Below are 17,352 nucleotides of genomic sequence, written 5' to 3' on the forward strand. Positions count from 1 at the left end.
GTGGAGAGGGATGTCGATGCGGACATTGCTCGTGCTCCTGCTCGTCTTCGGTTCTCTGACCCCGATCCCGGCCGCCGCGGCGACAGCCGTGTGCGTGACCTCGTGCGACACCCTCGACCCGGCGCGGGCCGCGCGGGAGAGCTTTCCCTTGCCCGACAAGGTGATCAACAACCGTGTCGTGCGGCTGCACGCCTCCGACCCCGACGGCATGGCGTGGGCGAGCATCGACAACGGCGTCGCCGGTGACGCCGTCTGGCTCGACCGTTCGTGGGACGGCGGCGCCACCTGGGAAGGCCTGCTGGGCAAAGCGACCATCCCCGGTACGTGGACCGGCACCCGCACGCTCATGTACAACCTCACCGACCCGCAGCACCACCACCGGGGACTGGTCCGGGCGTGCGGGGACGCGCAGGGCGTCGCGTGCACCGCGTGGATCTACCCGGACGTCTGCGACGCCGCGTGCGACCGCACCGCCCCGGGCGCCGGGGACAGCCAGCCGGTAGCACCGACGACGCTCTTCGGCCGCACGATCCGGCTCCACTTCGACGGCAAGGGCATGGCCTGGGCCGGGATCGAAGCGGGCGGCGCCGGCGACGAGATCTGGCTCGACCGCTCCTGGGACGCCGGCGCGAGCTGGCCGGACGGCTCTTCGCTGGGCCGCACGAGCGTCGCCTCGGGCGCCACCGGCACCCACACCACGGCGTTCGCGACGCGGGATCCGCGTGGCCGGCTCTACGGCGGCGCGGTGCGGGCGTGCGGCCGCGAAGCCACGCACGCGCAAGGGAGTTGCACGGCCTGGGCGCGCCCGGCGACGACCCGTGCCGCCGGCGCGCTCGACGCCCTGATGTGGTCCTACGACCCGTACACCGCGTGGTGGCCGTCGAGCTGGTGGAACTCGGCGGTCGCGGTGACGGCGGTGGCCGACGCGGGCGGGTTCGACGCCGCGCTGGCCCGCACCTTCGATGTCAACCGTGCCGCTTTCCCCGCCGGGGTAAGGAGTTCCGACGCGATCGAGGGCGACTTCGTCAGCCGGGCCATCGACGACAGCGGGTGGTGGGGCCTGGCCTGGATCGCCGTCTACGACCGCACCCACGACCCGCGCTACCTCACCGAGGCGACGACGATCGCGAACTACGTCCACGGGTTCTGGGACACCGGCAGCTGCGGCGGCGGGGTCTGGTGGAACCGCGAGCGGACGTACAAGAACGCCGTCACGGCCGGGTTGTACCTGCGGCTGACCGCGTCCCTGCACAACCGGCTCGCCGGCGACACGGTGTGGGGCCAGCGGGCCCGGACCGCGGGCGACTGGTTCCTGAGCAGCGGCCTGATCAACTCCTCGGACCTGGTGAACGACGGCTTGACGTCGTCGTGCGCGAACAACGGCCAGACCGTCTGGACATACAACCAGGGCCTCGGCATCGGCGGCCTCCTGGAGCTGTGGCACGCGACCGGCGTCCAGTCCTATTTGGACGCCGCGAAGCGCTTGGCGGACGCGGCGATGGCGCGACTCACCTCGGGCGGGGTGCTCGTCGAGTCCTGCGACACCGGCTCGGGCTCGTGCGACGACAACCAGAAGCAGTTCAAGGGCATCTTCACGCGCTACTTCGGCGATCTCGCGACGGCGACGGGCTCGGCGACCTACCGTGCCTTTGCGCAGAAGCAGGCGGACGCGCTGTGGGCGGGCGACCGGGACTCCCTGAACCGGATCGGCCAGCGCTGGACCGGCACCACGCCGAACGTGACGGACTGGCGGACCCAGGCGTCCGGGCTCGAAGCGGTCCTGGCGGCCGGGTAGGTCCGCACGCCAGAATGAGCGGCGTGCGGATCTTCCTCCTCGCGGCCGTGGCCGTGCTCGTCACCGGGTGCACGACCGAGGTCGCGGGCCAGGCCGTGCCCACCGGCTTCATCGTCGAGGACGGCACCCAGCTGCGGTTCCGGCCGGTACTGGCCGAGCTGCCGCCGGGGCCGTCGACCGGCTCGGTGACCGACCGGCAGAGCACCGACCCGGCCACGCAGCAGGCCGCCGCGCAGGCGCTGAACTGCTCGCCCGGCGCGGACCCGCTCGACGGCCGCGACGACCCGGCGCTGCCGCTGGTCAGCTGTGACCGCGCGCAGGGCACCAAGTACGTCCTCGCGCCCGGCTTCCTCAGCGGTGCCGACGTGAGCCGGGTGGACGCCGCCCTCGATCCGCGGAGCGGGAGCCCGGTCATCACCCTCCGCTTCACCACCGCCGGGACGAAGACCTGGGCGGAGTGGACCGGGCAGAACATCGGCAAGCAGGTCGCGATGGTGCTGAAGAGCCGCGTCCTGACCGCGCCGGCCGTGCAGTCCGCCATCACCGGCGGGGAAACGCAGATCACCGGGCAGTTCACGCTGCCCGAAGCGCGGCAGCTGGCGCGCGACATCGCCGGCGGCTGACGCTCTCAGCAGACCGGCGGCTTGGCGGCTTCCGTGCAGGCTTCGAACTCCGTCTTGTTCGTCGCCTGCTGCAGCAGCGTGTAGAGCGTCTCGCGCTGGTCGTCGCTCAGCCCGCGGAACACCTCGTCCTCGACCGCGGCGAGCGCGAACTCCGCCCGGGCGAGCAGCTTCGCGCCGACGTCGGTGAGCTCGACCACGTGCCGGCGGCGGTCGACGGGGGAGCGGCGCCGTTCGATCAGGTTCTCGGTCTCGAGCTCGTTGAGCAGCCCGACGACGTTCGTGCCGTCGATCTCGAGCGTCTTCGCCAGGTCCTGCTGGGAGCTGCCGCCCTGGTCGCGCAGGACCGTGAGCGCGATCAGGTGGCGCGGCCGCAGTCCCAGCGGGGTCAGCACCGACTCGCTGCGCAGCTGCAGCCGGCGCGTGAGCTGGCCGAGCAGCGCCCCGCAGCGGTGGGGCGGCTGGTTGACGACCGGCAGCGAGGTCATGCGCCCAGTATATGGGCAGCTCAACGGTCGATGTGCTATTAATGGTTTGTCTTACATCAACGATCTATGGGTGGCTAACGACATGGCGCATCTCCTCCACATCGACTCGAGCATCCAGGGCGACCGCTCGGTGAGCCGCCGCCTCAGCGCGCGGGCCGCGGCCGCGTGGCAGGCCGCCCACCCGGACGGCACGGTCACCTACCGCGACCTGGGTGCCCACCCGCTCCCGCACCTCGACGCCGACAGCGGGGCGGCCCGCGCGATCCCGCCGGAGCAGCACACGCCGGCCCAGGCCGCGTCGTGGGCGCTGACGCGGGAGCTCATCGGCGAGATCAAGGCGGCCGACACGGTGCTGCTGGGCCTGCCGGTCTACAACTACGGCGCGCCGAGCAGCGTCAAGGCGTGGGTGGACCACCTCATCGCGCCGGGCCTGTCGGTCGACCACGCGACGATGACCGGCCTGCTCGGCGGCCGCGAGTTCATCGTGCTGGCGTCGCGGGGCGGCGGGTACGGCGAAGGCGCGCCCCGCGAGGGCTGGGACCACGCCGAGCAGTGGCTCCCGCACGGCGTCTCGCTGACCGGCCTGGAGCCGCGGTTCATCACGGCGGAGCTGACGCTCGCGCACGTGAACCCGGCGATGGCGGAGCTCATCCCGCTGGCGGACGCGAGCCTGGCGACGGCGGAGAAGACCATCGACGACCTGTGGGCCCCGGCGCGGGTCTGACGCGCGGCCGGACTTCCCACCCCTGGGCCCGGGGGTGGGAAGCGCCCCGCCGGACCGTTCGGCGCGCAGATTCCCACTCTCGACCGGTCCGGCCCCGGCCCCGGCGGTAGCAGCGCGAGCACAGCCGGTACCGTGCCGCCGGAGACCGGGTGGCAGGATGCGGCGACCCGGACGGTCCGCACCTGGGCGAGGAAGGTCAGGTTTGAGCGCGCACACCTCCCAGATGGACGATATCCGGCTGGTCGCGCAACCGAGCGCGTTGCCGGTCACGGAACTGTTCGTCCGCCTGATTCTCACCGACTGGTCCCTGATGCCGATGCTGGAGCAGGTGACCGCCACCGCGAGACGGCTGGTCGAGACCGTGATCGAAGCCGGCGACCCGCGGTCCCCCAGCTTCGTGACGGTGCGGCTGCGGCTGCGCGCCGACGTGCTGGTGGTCGAGGTCGACGACGACGTGCCCGGGCTGCCGGATCCGAAGGTCGCCGGGCCCGGCGAGCGCGTGGGCGTCACGCCCGGCGTCGGCGGGGCCCGCACGACCTGGTGCGAGCTGGAGCTGCCGGGCGGGATGAACGCGAAGCAGGTGCGCCTGCCGCGCCGGCAGGACCGCCGGACCCTGGTCGACGAGCCGGTCTCCGGCGCTCCGGTGGCCGCGGACCCGGAGGTGCTGGAGCGCCTGCTCACGCGGCTGAGCGGCTGGTCCGGCCAGACCTGAGGTGGGCACCCGTCCCGGCTGTCGCGTCGTCGTCGTGCTCTACGACGGCGTCCGCTTGCTGGACGTCTCCGGGCCCCTCGAGGTCTTCGCCGAGGCCAACGAGCACGGCGGCCGGTACGAGCTGAAAACCGCGTCACCCGGCGGCGCGGACGTCCGCGCCAACACCGGGACGCGCCTGGGTGCCGACCTCGACCTCGCGGCGGCCGACCCGCGCGGCGCGACCGTGCTGGTGCCCGGCGGCCCCGAGTGGGCCCGCACGATCGCCGACACCGAGCTCGTCGAGCAGATCCGGCGGCTGGCCGGCGGCGCGAACCGCACGGCGTCGGTGTGCGCGGGCGCGTTCGCGCTGGCCGCCGCGGGCGTCCTCGACGGCAGGCGCGCCACCACCCACTGGGACCTGACCGACCAGCTCGCCCGCCGCTTCCCGCGGGTGCGCGTCGACGCGGACGCGATCTTCGTCAAGGACGGTCCGGTGATCACCTCGGCCGGTGTCACCTCCGGCATCGACCTGGCCCTCGCACTGGTCGAGGAGGACCTCGGCGCCGAGGTGGCCCGGCTGGTGGCCAAGCACCTGGTCGTCTTCCTGCAGCGGCCGGGCGGGCAGTCGCAGTTCAGCGTCCGGCTGGAGACCGGCCGCCCGCGCACCGAGGTGCTGCGGGCCGTGCTCGACTCCGTCGCGGCCGACCCGGCGGCGCCCCACACCCTCGGCGACCTGGCCGCCCGCGCCGGGGTCAGCGCCCGGCACCTGACCCGCCTGTTCCGCGAAGAGCTCGGCCGCACCCCCGCGCGGTTCGTCGAGCAGGTGCGGCTGGAATCCGCCCAGCAGCAGCTGGAACGCACCACCGAGCCCCTGGACGTCGTGGCGCGGCGATCCGGTTTCGGATCCGTCGAGACGCTGCGACGCGCCTTCGCGCGCGGCCTCGGCGTGACACCGAGCGACTACCGGGCCCGCTTCCGGACCACCGGCGTCGGCTGAACGGTTCGGGCCTCCGATCCGTGCATCCAGGCAGGGAGAGGACGTGGAGGCGAGGAGGCAGCCGACGTGCGCATTGTCATTGCGGAAGAAGACGCCCTGTTGCGGGAGGGGCTGGTCCTGCTCCTGCGCAGCGAAGGGTTCGACGTCGCCGCCGCCGTCGACCACCCCGGTGACCTGCTGGCCGCCGTCGACGCGGTGGCCCCCGACCTGGCCGTCGTCGACGTCCGGATGCCGCCGACGTTCACCGACGAAGGACTGCGGGCCGCGCTCGAAGCGCGCCGGCTGGCGCCGGGACTGGCGATCCTCGCGCTTTCGGCGTTCATCGAAGACGGCTACGCCGGCGACCTGCTGGCCGCCGGCGGGGGCGGCGCCGGGTACCTGCTCAAGGAGCGCGTCGGGAAGCCGGACGAGTTCCTCGACGCCCTGAAGCGCGTCGCCGCCGGGGGCACGGTGCTGGACCGCGACGTCGTCGCCGTCCAGCTGGCCCGGCCTCGCCCCGGCGACCCGGTCGCGACGCTCACCGCGCGTGAACGCGAGGTCGTCGCGCTGCTGGCCGAAGGCCACTCCGTGCCGACGATCGGGCGGCTGCTCGGCATCGGCACCGCCGCGGCCCGGCAGCACGCCGGGGACGTCAGCGCGAAGCTGCGCGTCCCCGACGACGCCCAGGCGATGCTCAGTTATCTACGAGCGTGAGGACCTCGGCCTGCTTCGCCCGGTACCGGGCGACGTTGGCCAGCTTGACGTCCTCGTAGCCGCGGACGAGGTCCGGCAGCTCGGCCAGCGCCAGGACGCGGGCCCGGTCGGCGTCGGCCGCCGTGAGCGCCCGCAGGACCGTGCCGCGGTAGTCCTCGATCAGCTCGCGCTCGACCCGCCGCACCTCGGCGCGGCCGAACGGGTCGAACCGGGTGCCGCGCAGCTTGCGCGACGCGTGCAGGACCCGGAACGCCGGGCGGAACCACGGGCCCAGGCTGATCTTGCGCTTCATGCCGAGCGCCCGGAGCACCGGCGGGTGCAGCCGGTAGGCGAACTTCGTGCCCGCGCCGAACTGCTCCTCGAGATCCGCCGTGAAGGCCGGGTCGAGCGACAGCCGCGCGACCTCGTACTCGTCCTTGTAGGCCATCAGCTTGTACAGGTGCTTCGCGACCGCTTCGGTGATCTCCGTCGGCCCGTCTTCCAGCACCCGCACCTGCTCGACGAACTCCGCGTACGCCCGCGCGTACCGCTCGTCCTGGTAGGCGACCAGGTCGGGGACCCGGACGTCGAGCAGCCGCGCCAGCTCCGATCCCGGCTCCGCGTGCACCAGCTTCCGCGCGGCGGGCTGCGTGACCCGGCGCGTCTCCTTGGGGGCGGCCGTGAGCGCGTCCGGGTCGGCGACCAGCTGACGGCCGCGGCGGAAGGCCTGCAGGTTCGCGGCCACCGCGGTGCCGTTCAGCTCGATCGCGCGCTCGATGACGTCGGCGGGCAGGCCGATCGCACCGGTCTGGAAGGCTGCGCCGAGCTGCAGCACGTTCGCGAACTGGTCGTCGTCGAAGAGCTCCTCGGCCAGGCCGCGCGCGTCGAGCGACACCGTGCGCGCCGCCGCGGTGTCGATGGGCGCGAGGACGCTGCGGGGGTCCGGGAACGACACCGTCGTGTCGACGACCATCCGGCCGGTCGGGACTTCGGTGGTCGAGACGACCGCGGTGGTGCGGGCCGCGTCGGCCACGCCGAGGTTCGCCGCGTCCGCCCCGACCAGCGCGTCGCACGCCAGGTAGAGGTCGCACTCGCCGGTCGCGAGCTTCGGGGCCTGCTCGACCGGCTCCGCCGTCACCTTCAGGTCGGACACCACCGCGCCGCCCTTCTGCGCGAGCCCGGTCTGGTCGAGCGTGCGGACGTGCCGCCCGTCGAGCACCGCGGCGGTGGCGAGGATCTGCGTCACGGTGACGACCCCGGTGCCGCCGATCCCGGTGATCCGGACGGTGAAGTCCGTTGTGGACGCGGGGGGAGCGGGCACCGCGTCCGCGGTCAGCTCGCCGAGCTTCCGGCGCTGCTTCTTGCCGGTCGGCACCACGGTGACGAACGACGGGCAGTCGCCGGCCAGGCACGAGTAGTCCACGTTGCACGACGACTGGTGGATCGCGGTCTTGCGGCCGAACTCGGTGGCCACCGGCTGCACCGACAGGCAGTTCGACTTGGTGCCGCAGTCGCCGCAGCCTTCGCAGACGCGCTCGTTGATCACGACCCGGGTGGCCGGCGTCTCCTGCTTGCCGCGACGGCGTTTCCGCCGCTTCTCGGCCGCGCACTCCTGCTCGTGGATGAGCACGGTGACGCCCTCGATCGCGGCCAGTTCTTCTTGCGTGGTCAGGAGTTCGGTCCGGTCGCGGACGTCGACGCCGGCCGGGAACCTGCGGCGCCGCAGCTTCCCGGGCGCGTCGCTGGTGATCACGACCCGCTTCGCGCCCTCGACCAGCAGCAGCTCGGCGACCTTCTCCACCGGCAGCCCGCCGACGGCGTCCTGGCCGCCGGTCATCGCCACGGCCGAGTTGTAGAGCAGCTTGTAGGTGATGTTGACGCCCGCGGCGACGGCCGCGCGGACGGCGAGGCTGCCGGAGTGGGTGAACGTGCCGTCGCCGATGTTCTGGACGAAGTGCTCGGCCTCGACGAACGGCGCCATGCCGATCCACTGGGTGCCCTCGCCGCCCATCTGCGTCACGCCGAGGACGGTGCCGACCTGGTCGGGCTCCATGAACAGAGCCATCGTGTGGCAGCCGATGCCGCCGCCGACCAGCGTGCCCTCGGGCACCTTCGTCGACGAGTTGTGCGGGCAGCCCGAGCAGAAGTACGGCGTCCGGGCGAGCAGCGGCACGGAGATGCGCTCGCGGCGGCGGCGCGCCTTGTAGGCGTCCACCGACGCGATGCCTTCCGGCAGCCGCCGGGCCAGGCCGGTCGCGACGGCGTCCGGGTCCAGCTCGCCGAGCTCGGTGAACAGCGTCCGGCCGTCGCGGTCCTTCTTGCCGGTGATCGCGGGCGCGCCGGGGACGCCGTAGAGGACGTCCTTGAGGGCCGTCTCGATGAACGCGCGCTTCTCTTCGACGACGATGATCTCGTCCAGGCCGTCGGCGAACTCGCGGACGATCCCGGGTTCGAGGGGGTGGATCGCGCCGAGCTTGAGCACGCGGATGCCGTGCTGCTCCAGGGCTTCCGCGTCGAGCCCCAGTGCGCGGAACGCCTGCTGGAGGTCCAGGTAGGACTTCCCGGCGGAGACGATGCCGATCCGGTCGGCCGTACCCCGTCGAGTGATCCGGTTGACGGCGGCCGCGCGCAGGTAGTCGAGCACGAGCGGCAGCCGGACGGTGAACAGGCTGCGCTCCAGCTCGGCGAGGCTGGTGCCGAGCAGGCGCGACGTCGGGGTGTGGCGGTAAGCGCGTTCGATCTCCGGTGCGGTCCACTGTGGACTCACGGTCGCGGTGCCCGAGGCGTCGGCGACGTTCGCGACGATCTTCAGCGACGTCCAGACCCCGGCGGCGCGGGACAGCTCGACCGCGTGCATGCCGAGGTCGAGGACGTCCTGGGAGTCGGCCGGGTAGAGGATCGGGATCGCCAGGTCGGCGAGGGCGAGCTCGGACGCGCACGGGACGGTCGAGGACTTCGCGTTCGGGTCGTCGCCGACCAGCGCGACGGCGCCGCCACGCGGGTCGGTGCCGGCCAGGTTGGCGTGCCGGAGGGCGTCGGAGGCGCGGTCGAGGCCGGGCGCCTTGCCGTACCAGAACCCGGTGACGCCGCGCCGCCCGCCGGCGCCCGCGACGAGCTGGCTGCCCATGACCGAGGTCGCGGCCAGCTCCTCGTTGAGGCCGGGGCGGTGGACGACGTCGTGCTTCTCCAGCAGCTTCGCGCGGCGGCCGAGCTCGAGGTCGTAGCCGGCCAGCGGCGAGCCCTCGTAGCCCGAGACGAACACGGCGGGGTCGCCGCCGTGGGCGCGGTCGTGGCGGACGCGGTCGAACAGCAGCCGGACCAGGGCCTGGACCCCGGACAGGTGCACGGTCCCGGCTTCCCGCAGGTACCGGTCCTCCAGCGTGAACGTCTCCACGGCGCGGGCCTCCTTCGCGTCGGTTGTGCCTTGGGGCACACTGCGGCGCGGGTCACCCTCACGCAACAGCCGGGGCCGGATCAGGGCGTCACACGCAAAGTTCAGCGTATCCAGTGACGGAGTGGTCCTGTTTTTTGCGTCCGTTTACGCTCGGACACATGACCGACGACCTGCTCGACGCGACCGACCACGAAATCCTCGGTCTGCTGCGCGAAGACGCCCGCCGCACGCTGTCGGACATCGCGGGCCGCGTCACGCTGTCCACGGCCGCGGTCAAGCGCCGCATCGACCGGCTGCGCGAGACCGGCGTGATCACCGGGTTCACCGTCCAGGTCGACCACGCGAAGCTGGGCTGGGGGATCGAGGCGTTCACCGAGCTGCGGTTCGTCGGGAACACGAAGGTCGCCGAGATCCTGCGCACGACCACGCGGATGCCCGAGGCGCAGGCGGTGTTCACGATCGCCGGCGACCCGGACGCGCTGGTGTGGCTGCGGGTGCGCGACATGGCCCACCTGCAGAAGACGATCGACGAGATCCGCCGTCACCACCAGGTGACCGGCACGAAGACCTTGATCGCCCTCGAGTCGTGGTCCCGGGGGCACTGAGGTGCTCGTGACGCTGGCCGAGCGCCCTGACCTGGCTTCGGCTGTGTACGCGATCCCGTATCCGGCGGACTCGCCGAAGTTCATGGCGGGGAGTCTCGCGAGCTTGCTGGTCCGCGGCAGCCGGGTGGCGCGGCGGTGGCCGCATCTGGTGGTCGCGCTGCTCGAGGACGATCGGCCGGTCGCGCGGGGGATCATGGTGCCGTTCCGCGGTCGCGGTTCGCTGCCTGCGCGCGGCTGGGACGAGGTGGCGGTGTGGGCCGCGGAGGACGCGCTCGACGAGGTGGCTCCCGATACCGCGTGCGCGCTGGAGATCGCCGTGCACCCCTCACATCAGGGCCGCGGGCACTCCGGCACGGTGCTGGCGGGGATGCGCGCGGCGGCTGCTGGGTTGAAGTCGCTGGTGATCCCGGTCCGGCCGCCGGACAAGGCCGCGGTTCCTTCGGTGCCGATGGGCGAGTACGCCGCCGAGACCCGGGCGGACGGCCTGCCCGCCGACCGCTGGCTGCGCACCCACGTGCGCGCCGGCGGCCGCGTCGAGGCCGTCGCGCCCTGCTCGGCGACGGTCCAGGCACCCCTCGAAGACTGGCGGCGCTGGACCGGGCTGCCCTTCGACCGCGACGGCGAGACGATCGTCCCGGGCGCGCTCGCGCCGGTGTTCGTCGCGACCGCCCAGGACTTCGCGGTCTACGTCGAACCGAACGTCTGGATCTCCCACCGCGTGGAGCAGCGCTGACTAGCTGTATTGATCACGGAGGTTGGGTACGGGGGCGACACGTGATCGGATGATCTTGGTGTGAGGGAAGGCCTCTCCACCGCCGCACGATGGGCCAGCCGCTACCGCAACCACGGCGAAACAGGAATGACCGACCGGTCTTCACGGCCCTGGACCAGCCCCAACCGGACACCCACCCGAACCGAACGACGCGTGATCAAAGTCCGGCTGACCCGTCGGTGGGGCCCGGCCCGCATCGCCTCCCTGCCCGACCTGAACCCCTCAACAGTGCACAGTGTGCTGACCCGCTACCGGCTGGCTCGCCTCGCCCACCTCGACCGGGCCACCGGCCGCTCGCTCCGCCGCTACGAACACCTCGCACCCGGTGACCTGGTCCACGTCGACATCAAGAAGCTCGGTAACATCCCGACGGCGGCGGCCACAAGATCCACGGCCGCACCCTCGGCGGGCGCAACAGCGCCGCCCACCGCAACCCCGACCGGCCCGCAGGATCGGCGGCCACGCGAATCTGGACCACAGCTACCTGCACAACGCCGTCGACGACCACTCCCGGCCGGCCTACACGCGTCCCCAACCTCACGGGTCAATACACCTAGCCGTGGATCAGCACCCCGGACGTCCGCTCCCGCTCGAAGAAGAACTCCGGCCACTCCAGGCTGTCCGGAGGTGCGTCGATCGCCGTCGCGCGGCGGTGGAGCTCGTTCAGGTAGTCCAAGTCCAGGAGCGTTCGGGCCGACAGCGGCTCGCGTAGCAGGAGGTCGGCCGGGCCCTGGTACAGGTACGCGTCCACGCCGGGGAAGCCCTTCGTGCCCGGTGGGTAGTCGCGGTTCGTCGGGAAGTACGTCGTGTCGAGCGTGCCCAGCCAGGAACCCTTCAGTGGCACCAAAGCGGGCCACGCGCCCAAGCGCTGTTCCAGGCGTGCGTTGTCCGAGGTGAACCCGTAGTGGTCCGCCACGACGTACGCCGCGTTCGGGTATTCGCGCTCCAGCTGGGCGACCGCCGCGCTGCCGCCGTCGTGCTTCAGGTGTCCCAGCCCGAACAACATCAGGGCCTTGCGGTTCTTCTGCAGCACCTGCGTCTTCACCACGGACACGATCGACCCGTCCCGGTCGTGGAACGGCTCGACGTCCGCCGGACTCCGGACGCGGCTCCAGTCGATCGGCGGGTCGCCCGCCAGCACCCGGATCTTCCGCGCCGCCGGCAGTGTCGCGTCGACCTGCCGGACCAGCGCGAAAAGCTGCTCGTAGTACAACGAAAACCCGCAGCTCGGCTGGGTCGTGTCCCGCCAGACGCGGCTGACGTCCGGGACGTCACCGCCGGCGATGTACGCGTCCAGCAGCGGCTGGAGGCGCGAGTTCCCGCACTCCACGACGATGTCGTTCACCTTGCCGGGGAAGCGCGGGTCCCGGACGAGGTCGAAGACGAACGTCCCGGGTTCGGGGCTGGACTTCGCGACGATCGCATGACTGTCGAACGCCGCGAGCACGGCTCCGACGGGGTCGGATGGTGACCGGGGCTGACCCGCGTCGGCGGGTGCGGCCACCAGTGTGGCGGCCGCGAGCACGGCCAGGACGGTCTTGAACAAGCGCATGACGGCTCCCCAGAACGAATACCTGCTGTCCTACGACAGTAAGACAACTCGGCCAGCATCCAGCTCCGCCCGGACGCTGTCAAGGGCGGGTCAGTGCCGGAACGCCTCCGCGAGCCACCACGAGCCGCCGTCGTCGGCGATCTTCGCGTCGATCACCAGCGGCTCGGCACGTGGACCGGCCAGCCACTCGCGCACCGCGAAAAGGTCTTCCGCCGACCGGACCGTCACGCCCGCGCAGCCGAAGCCGCGGCCGATCGCGGCCAGGTCGGAGTCGGGGAAGCGGACCGTGGTCATGTCCGCGTCGCCGAAGTGGTGGACCTCCGCGCCGTACGCCGCGTCGTTGTAGACGATCACCACCAGCGGCAGGCCGAGCCGGACCGCGGTGTCCAGTTCGGACAGTGCCATGTGGAACCCGCCGTCGCCGGTGCCCAGCACCGGCAGCCGGTCCGGGCGGGCCAGTGCCGCGCCGATCGCCGTGCCCAGGCCCAGCCCGATGCTCTGGAACGCCTGCGTGAAGCAGAACCCCTGCTCGTCGGGCACCGAAAGGTACGCGCTCGGGTAACCCATGAAGTTGCCCGAGTCGATCGAGACGATCCGCTCCGCCGGCAGCAGCTCGTCCAGGAGCCGGCTCAACGTCCGCGGGTCGATCCGGCCGCCCCGGGACAGGTCCTCGTGCTCGACGTCGTTCCAGCGGCCCGTCGCGATCCGGGCCGCGACCTCCTCGGTGCGGTAGCCCTGCTGCTCCTTCGCCACGGCCAGGACGTCGACGGCGGTGCACGCGACGTCGCCGACGACGCCGAGGTCGATCGGCCGGTGCGCGCCCAGCGCGCTCTGCTCGACGTCGACCTGGACGAGCTTCGCGTGCGGGCTGAGCAGCTTGCCGTGCCGGGTGGTCCACATGTTCAGCGCGCAGCCCCAGCCGACGACGAGGTCGGCGCCGACGATCAGCTCGGCGGCCTGCGGGGACGCGAACCCGCCCGAGATGCCGAGCGCGAACTCCTCGCCGTGGAAGAGCCCGTGCGCGACGGCCGACGTCGCCAGCAGCGCGCCGCACCGGGAAGCCAGCTCCCGCAACGGTTCCCGGCTGCCGCGGGCGCCGCGGCCGGCGATGAAGACCGGCCGCTCGGCCGCCGCGAGGAGCTCCGCGAACGCGGCCACCGCCGAAGCGTCCGGGCGCACCGAAGCGGGACCGGCGATGGCCGGCGGCGAGGACGCTGACGACGCGGGCTGAGCTTGCACGTCCAGGGGCAGGTTCAGCACGACCGTCCGGCGCTGCTGCCGCGCGGTCCGGAAGGCCCGCACGGTGTCGGCGACCGCGGTCGCGGCCGAGTGCACGCGCTCCGGCACCGCGCCGACCGCCGTGGCCAGCGCGTCCTGGTCGACGCGGAAGTTCGACAGCACCGACGCGCCCGCGGAGTCGGCGGTGAGCACGAGCATCGGTGTCCGGCTCTTGGCCGCCTCGGTGATGCCGGTCATCGCGTTGGTCAGCCCGCAGCCCTGGTGCAGCGACAGCACCGAGACCTTCCCGCTCATCCGCGCGTAGGCGTCGGCCATGCTCGCCGCGCCGCCCTCGTGGCGGGCGGCGACGAACCGGACGCCGCCCGCGCGCAGCGCGTTCGTCACCTCGAAGTTGCCGCTGCCCACCACCCCGAAGGCCGTGCCGGCGCCGAGGCCGGCCAGCGTGCGGCCGACCAGTTCGGCGACGTTCACCGCTCCACCAGTGCCAGCACGCGCGCCGGGCTGCCGGACCCGCCGACGATCGGCAGCGGCGAGACCACCAGCAGCGTCCCGGTCGGCGGCAACGAGGCCAGGTTCTGCAGCTGCGTCAGGCCGTGCTTCCCGGCGCCCAGCAGGAGTTCGTGGCACGGGAACATCGGGTCGAAGCCGGGCGCCTGGCCCGCGTCGGTGCCGACGGTTTCGACGCCGAGCCCGGTGATCGCGGTTTCCTCGGCGAGCCACCGCGCGCACTCGGGGGAGACACCGGGGGCGTGCGACCCGGCCTCGTCGGCGTTGAGGAACCGCTCCTGGTCGTCGCTGCGCGCGTCCCAGCCGGTGCGGTAGAGCAGCCAGCCGCCGTCGGGCAGCGGGCCGTGCTCGGCCGTCCAGGCGCGGACGTCGTCGATCGAGAGCAGGAAGTCCGGGTCTTCCGAAGCGCGCGCCGAGAAGTCCAGCACGACCGCGGGCGCGACCAGGGTCTTCAGCGGCACCTGCGAGACGTCGTGACCATCCTTTCCGGACACCCAGTGCACGGGCGCGTCGAGGTGGGTGCCGGTGTGCTCGCCGGTGTGGATGTCGTTCCAGTACCACCGCGGGCCGCGCTCGTCGTAGCGGCTGATCTCCTCCAGCCGGAAGGGGATGGTGTTGGCGAACGGTTCGGGCAGCCGCAGGATCGGCGTGCTCGCGCTCAGCGGAGCGGTGAGGTCGACGATCTCGATCGTCCCCTCGGTGATCGCCTTGCTCAGCCCGTCCAACAACGACATGCCTGCCTCCCGGTGCCGGTGTGCGTCCCGATCGAGACCCTATGCCCGGCGGCCGCTCCTCGACAGCGTTCCCTTGACAGCACCGTGTCCACGGGTGTTGTCTTAATGTCGTAAGACAATAGGAAGGTGTCGGGTGATCGAGTTCGTCCTCGACGGCCGCTCGCGGGTCGCCACGTACATGCAGCTCGTCGTCCAGGTGAAGCAGTCGCTGCGGGTCGGCCTGCTGCGTCCCGGCGACCAGCTGCCGAAGGTGCGTGATGTGGCCGAGGCGCTGGCCATCAACCCGAACACCGTGCTCAAGGCCTACCGCGAGCTGGTCCTGGAGGGGCTCGCGGAAGGCCGGCCGGGGGTGGGCACGTTCGTCACCGGCAGCCTCGCCGGGCCGTCGCTGGGCAGCCAGGGGCGGCTGCGCGACGAGCTGGTGGCCTGGCTGGAGCGGGCCGAAGCCGCGGGGATGACGGCGGACGACATCGCCGCACTGATCGAGACCACGTTGCGCGGTGCCGCGGTGCCGCACGACCTGTCGTAGGGAGTTCCGTGATGGAGCTGGCGGTTCAGGCCCAGGGGCTGGGCAAGCGGTACGGGCGGGCCTGGGCGTTGCGGGACTGCGCGCTGGAGGTGCCCGCCGGGCGGATCGCCGCGCTGGTGGGCCCGAACGGCGCGGGCAAGACGACGCTGCTGCACCTGGCGGTCGGGCTGCTGCGGCCCGACGCGGGGGAGGTGCGGGTGTTCGGGCGCGACCCGCGGGCCGGCACCTCGGTGCTCGCCGACATCGGGTTCGTCGCGCAGGACACCCCGGTGTACCGGGATTTCACCGCGGCGGAGCTGATCACCATGGGCGGCAAGCTGAACCGCCGCCGCTGGGACGCCGCGCTGGCCCGCGAACGGCTCGCCGCGCTCGGCATCCCGCCGGACCGGCCGGCCGGCAAGCTCTCCGGCGGGCAGCGGGCGCAGGTCGCGCTGGCGCTGGCGCTGGCCAAGCGCCCGCGGCTGCTGCTGCTCGACGAGCCGATCGCGAGCCTGGACCCGCTGGCGCGCCGCGAGTTCATGCAGGCGCTGATGGGCGCGGTGGCCGAGAGCGAGACGACCGTGCTGCTGTCCTCGCACCTGCTCGCCGACCTCGAACGCAGCTGCGACTACCTCGTGGTCCTGCAGCGGTCCCGGATCCAGCTGGCGGGACCGGTCGACGAGCTCCTCGAAACGCACCGCACGCTCGTCGGCCCGCGGGCGGGGAGCGAGGCTGTCGCGGGCGTCGCGAAGGTGGTCCGCGCCAGCCACACCGAACGCCAGTCGACGCTGCTGGTCCAGCGCGGCGACGGCCCGATCGATCCACTGTGGACGGAGCACGGAGTGACGCTGGAGGACCTGGTGCTGGCGCACCTCGCCGAGGCCGAAGGCCGCGTGACGGCCGAAGCGTGGGGGGTGCCGGCATGATCTGGCTGACCTGGCGCCAGCACCGCAGGCAGGCGTTGTTCACGCTCGTGGCCCTGGGCGTGCTCGCCGCGATCATGGTGCCCACGGGCTTGGCGATGCACGCGAAGTACGACAGTCTCGGCCTGGCCGCCTGCCGGGCCGCGCTCGGCGGCGCGTCGATGATCACGCAGACCGAATCGGCGTCGCACTGCGCGAGCCTGGCGCACCAGTTCGAGCAGCAGTTCGGCGGCATGGTGTTCGTCGCGGTCCTGTTCGTCGTCCTGCCGGTGCTGGTCGGCGTGTTCTTCGGGGCGCCGCTGATCTCCCGCGAGGTCGAGCAGGGCACCCACCGTCTGGTGTGGACCCAGGGCGTGAGCCGCCTGCACTGGGTGCTGGTGAAGTTCGGCCTGGTCGGCGGGATCACCGCGGTGCTGGCGGTCGGGTACGCGCTGGGCGTGTCGTGGTGGTTCCGGCCGCTGGTCTCGGCGAGCACCGGCCGGCTGGGGTACATCTCGTTCGACGTCCAGGGGGTCGTGCCGATCGCGTACACGCTGTTCGCGCTGGCACTGGGCGTCTTCGCGGGGGCGTTCTGGCACCGGGTCCTGCCCGCCATGGGGATCGCGCTGGTCGGCTTCACGGTGGTCCGCGTCGCGATCGAGGTCCTGGCCCGGCCGCGGTACCTGCCGGCGCGGACCCTCACGTTCTCCCCGGACGGCAACCAGACTCCCAACCTGGCATCGGGGGACTGGGTGCTCTCGCAGGGCGTCCGCAACGCGGCGGGGGAAATGGTGTCGCCGGGCGCCGAGCTCGGCCCCTGCGGCCCCGGTGGCTGCGGCGGCAACGAGGCCGGTCCCGGTGCCTACAACTGGCTGCAGTACCAGCCGGGCGACCGGTTCTGGGCGTTCCAGGGCATCGAGGCGGGACTCTTCGTCCTGCTGGCGGCGGCGCTGGTGTACTTCGCGCTGCGCCGGGTGCGCACGATCGCCTGAGCGAGCGGGCCGTTTTCCACCGGGCACCCCGCCGGGTGGTGAGTTGCTCACGGTGACCCGGCGCTCTGCGGCCGATCGGGTGGTCTGCCGGGGAAAGCGGGCGAACCGGCCCCGGAGTGCCGGTGGGCCGCCGTAAGGTCGCTCCCGGTGAGGGAGCACA

General features: G+C 72.6%; 16 protein-coding genes and 1 pseudogene. 12 read left to right on the plus strand and 5 right to left on the minus strand.

All coding sequences use genetic code 11. The features are described from left to right. The first annotated feature begins 16 nt into the window (after positions 1-16). Together ACZ7OU_RS47425 and ACZ7OU_RS47430 are read left to right on the plus strand one after the other, a co-directional pair. Positions 17-1,795 (plus strand): glycoside hydrolase family 76 protein, encoded by a 1,779-nt coding sequence (locus tag ACZ7OU_RS47425; RefSeq protein WP_470260315.1) that lies wholly within the window; start codon positions 17-19, stop codon positions 1,793-1,795. Positions 1,796-1,809: 14 nt separating this feature from the next. Continuing rightward, positions 1,810-2,418: a SecDF P1 head subdomain-containing protein gene (locus ACZ7OU_RS47430; RefSeq protein ID WP_470260316.1), complete on the plus strand. Its 609-nt coding sequence runs from the start codon at positions 1,810-1,812 to the stop codon at positions 2,416-2,418. Between the two features lie 5 nt (positions 2,419-2,423). Here ACZ7OU_RS47430 and ACZ7OU_RS47435 read toward each other — a convergent pair whose 3' ends face one another. Next, entirely contained in the window at positions 2,424-2,903 is a 480-nt protein-coding gene (locus ACZ7OU_RS47435) for a MarR family winged helix-turn-helix transcriptional regulator (RefSeq protein ID WP_470260317.1), read from the minus strand. An 82-nt stretch (positions 2,904-2,985) separates the two neighbouring features. Here ACZ7OU_RS47435 and ACZ7OU_RS47440 point away from each other — a divergent pair, with 82 nt between their 5' ends. From ACZ7OU_RS47440 to ACZ7OU_RS47455, 4 genes are all read left to right on the plus strand, one after another. Continuing rightward, positions 2,986-3,627 (plus strand): FMN-dependent NADH-azoreductase, encoded by a 642-nt coding sequence (locus tag ACZ7OU_RS47440; RefSeq protein ID WP_470260318.1) that lies wholly within the window; start codon positions 2,986-2,988, stop codon positions 3,625-3,627. Positions 3,628-3,829: 202 nt separating this feature from the next. Beyond that, positions 3,830-4,339, plus strand: a complete 510-nt coding sequence (locus tag ACZ7OU_RS47445) for an ATP-binding protein (protein ID WP_470260319.1) — start codon at positions 3,830-3,832, stop codon at positions 4,337-4,339. 1 nt (position 4,340) lies between these two features. After that, positions 4,341-5,315, plus strand: coding sequence for a GlxA family transcriptional regulator (locus ACZ7OU_RS47450; RefSeq protein ID WP_470260320.1), 975 nt, complete (start codon positions 4,341-4,343; stop codon positions 5,313-5,315). A gap of 66 nt (positions 5,316-5,381) precedes the next feature. Further along, positions 5,382-6,008, plus strand: coding sequence for a response regulator (locus ACZ7OU_RS47455; protein ID WP_470243459.1), 627 nt, complete (start codon positions 5,382-5,384; stop codon positions 6,006-6,008). On the opposite strand, the gene ACZ7OU_RS47460 is transcribed toward ACZ7OU_RS47455, so the two are convergent. Beyond that, positions 5,989-9,381, minus strand: coding sequence for an indolepyruvate ferredoxin oxidoreductase family protein (locus ACZ7OU_RS47460; RefSeq protein ID WP_470260321.1), 3,393 nt, complete (start codon positions 9,379-9,381; stop codon positions 5,989-5,991). The two genes, ACZ7OU_RS47455 and ACZ7OU_RS47460, sit on opposite strands and share 20 nt — an antisense overlap. 158 nt (positions 9,382-9,539) lie before the next feature. Here ACZ7OU_RS47460 and ACZ7OU_RS47465 point away from each other — a divergent pair, with 158 nt between their 5' ends. The 3 genes and pseudogenes from ACZ7OU_RS47465 to ACZ7OU_RS47475 all read left to right on the plus strand — a co-directional run. After that, on the plus strand, positions 9,540-9,986 hold the full coding sequence (locus ACZ7OU_RS47465) for an Lrp/AsnC family transcriptional regulator (protein WP_470243457.1): 447 nt from the start codon (positions 9,540-9,542) through the stop codon (positions 9,984-9,986). 7 nt (positions 9,987-9,993) lie between these two features. Further along, a complete protein-coding gene (locus ACZ7OU_RS47470) occupies positions 9,994-10,719 on the plus strand; it encodes a hypothetical protein (protein WP_470260322.1) in 726 nt (241 codons plus the stop codon). 72 nt (positions 10,720-10,791) lie between these two features. Further along, positions 10,792-11,284 (plus strand): annotated as a pseudogene (locus ACZ7OU_RS47475) (helix-turn-helix domain-containing protein); the annotation flags it as partial. 27 nt (positions 11,285-11,311) lie between these two features. On the opposite strand, the gene ACZ7OU_RS47480 reads toward ACZ7OU_RS47475, so the two are convergent. From ACZ7OU_RS47480 to ACZ7OU_RS47490, 3 genes are all read right to left on the minus strand, one after another. Further along, on the minus strand, positions 11,312-12,310 hold the full coding sequence (locus ACZ7OU_RS47480) for a hypothetical protein (protein WP_470260323.1): 999 nt from the start codon (positions 12,308-12,310) through the stop codon (positions 11,312-11,314). 90 nt (positions 12,311-12,400) lie between these two features. Further along, positions 12,401-14,020 (minus strand): thiamine pyrophosphate-binding protein, encoded by a 1,620-nt coding sequence (locus ACZ7OU_RS47485; protein WP_470260324.1) that lies wholly within the window; start codon positions 14,018-14,020, stop codon positions 12,401-12,403. After that, positions 14,017-14,790, minus strand: a complete 774-nt coding sequence (locus tag ACZ7OU_RS47490; protein WP_470260325.1) for a cyclase family protein — start codon at positions 14,788-14,790, stop codon at positions 14,017-14,019. Before ACZ7OU_RS47490 ends, ACZ7OU_RS47485 begins: the two co-directional genes overlap by 4 nt. Positions 14,791-14,923: 133 nt before the next feature. Between ACZ7OU_RS47490 and ACZ7OU_RS47495 the strand changes: the two genes are divergently transcribed. Genes ACZ7OU_RS47495 through ACZ7OU_RS47505 form a run of 3 tightly spaced genes read left to right on the plus strand, consistent with a single transcriptional unit; the run spans position 14,924 to position 17,192 of the window. Then, a complete protein-coding gene (locus ACZ7OU_RS47495) occupies positions 14,924-15,319 on the plus strand; it encodes a GntR family transcriptional regulator (RefSeq protein ID WP_470243452.1) in 396 nt (131 codons plus the stop codon). Positions 15,320-15,330: 11 nt separating this feature from the next. After that, positions 15,331-16,224, plus strand: coding sequence for an ABC transporter ATP-binding protein (locus ACZ7OU_RS47500; protein ID WP_470243451.1), 894 nt, complete (start codon positions 15,331-15,333; stop codon positions 16,222-16,224). Beyond that, positions 16,221-17,192 (plus strand): transporter, encoded by a 972-nt coding sequence (locus tag ACZ7OU_RS47505; protein ID WP_470260326.1) that lies wholly within the window; start codon positions 16,221-16,223, stop codon positions 17,190-17,192. The genes ACZ7OU_RS47500 and ACZ7OU_RS47505 overlap by 4 nt, the downstream gene beginning before the upstream one ends. Positions 17,193-17,352: the final 160 nt, after the last annotated feature.

The organism is Amycolatopsis sp. NPDC114505 (assembly GCF_055633615.1).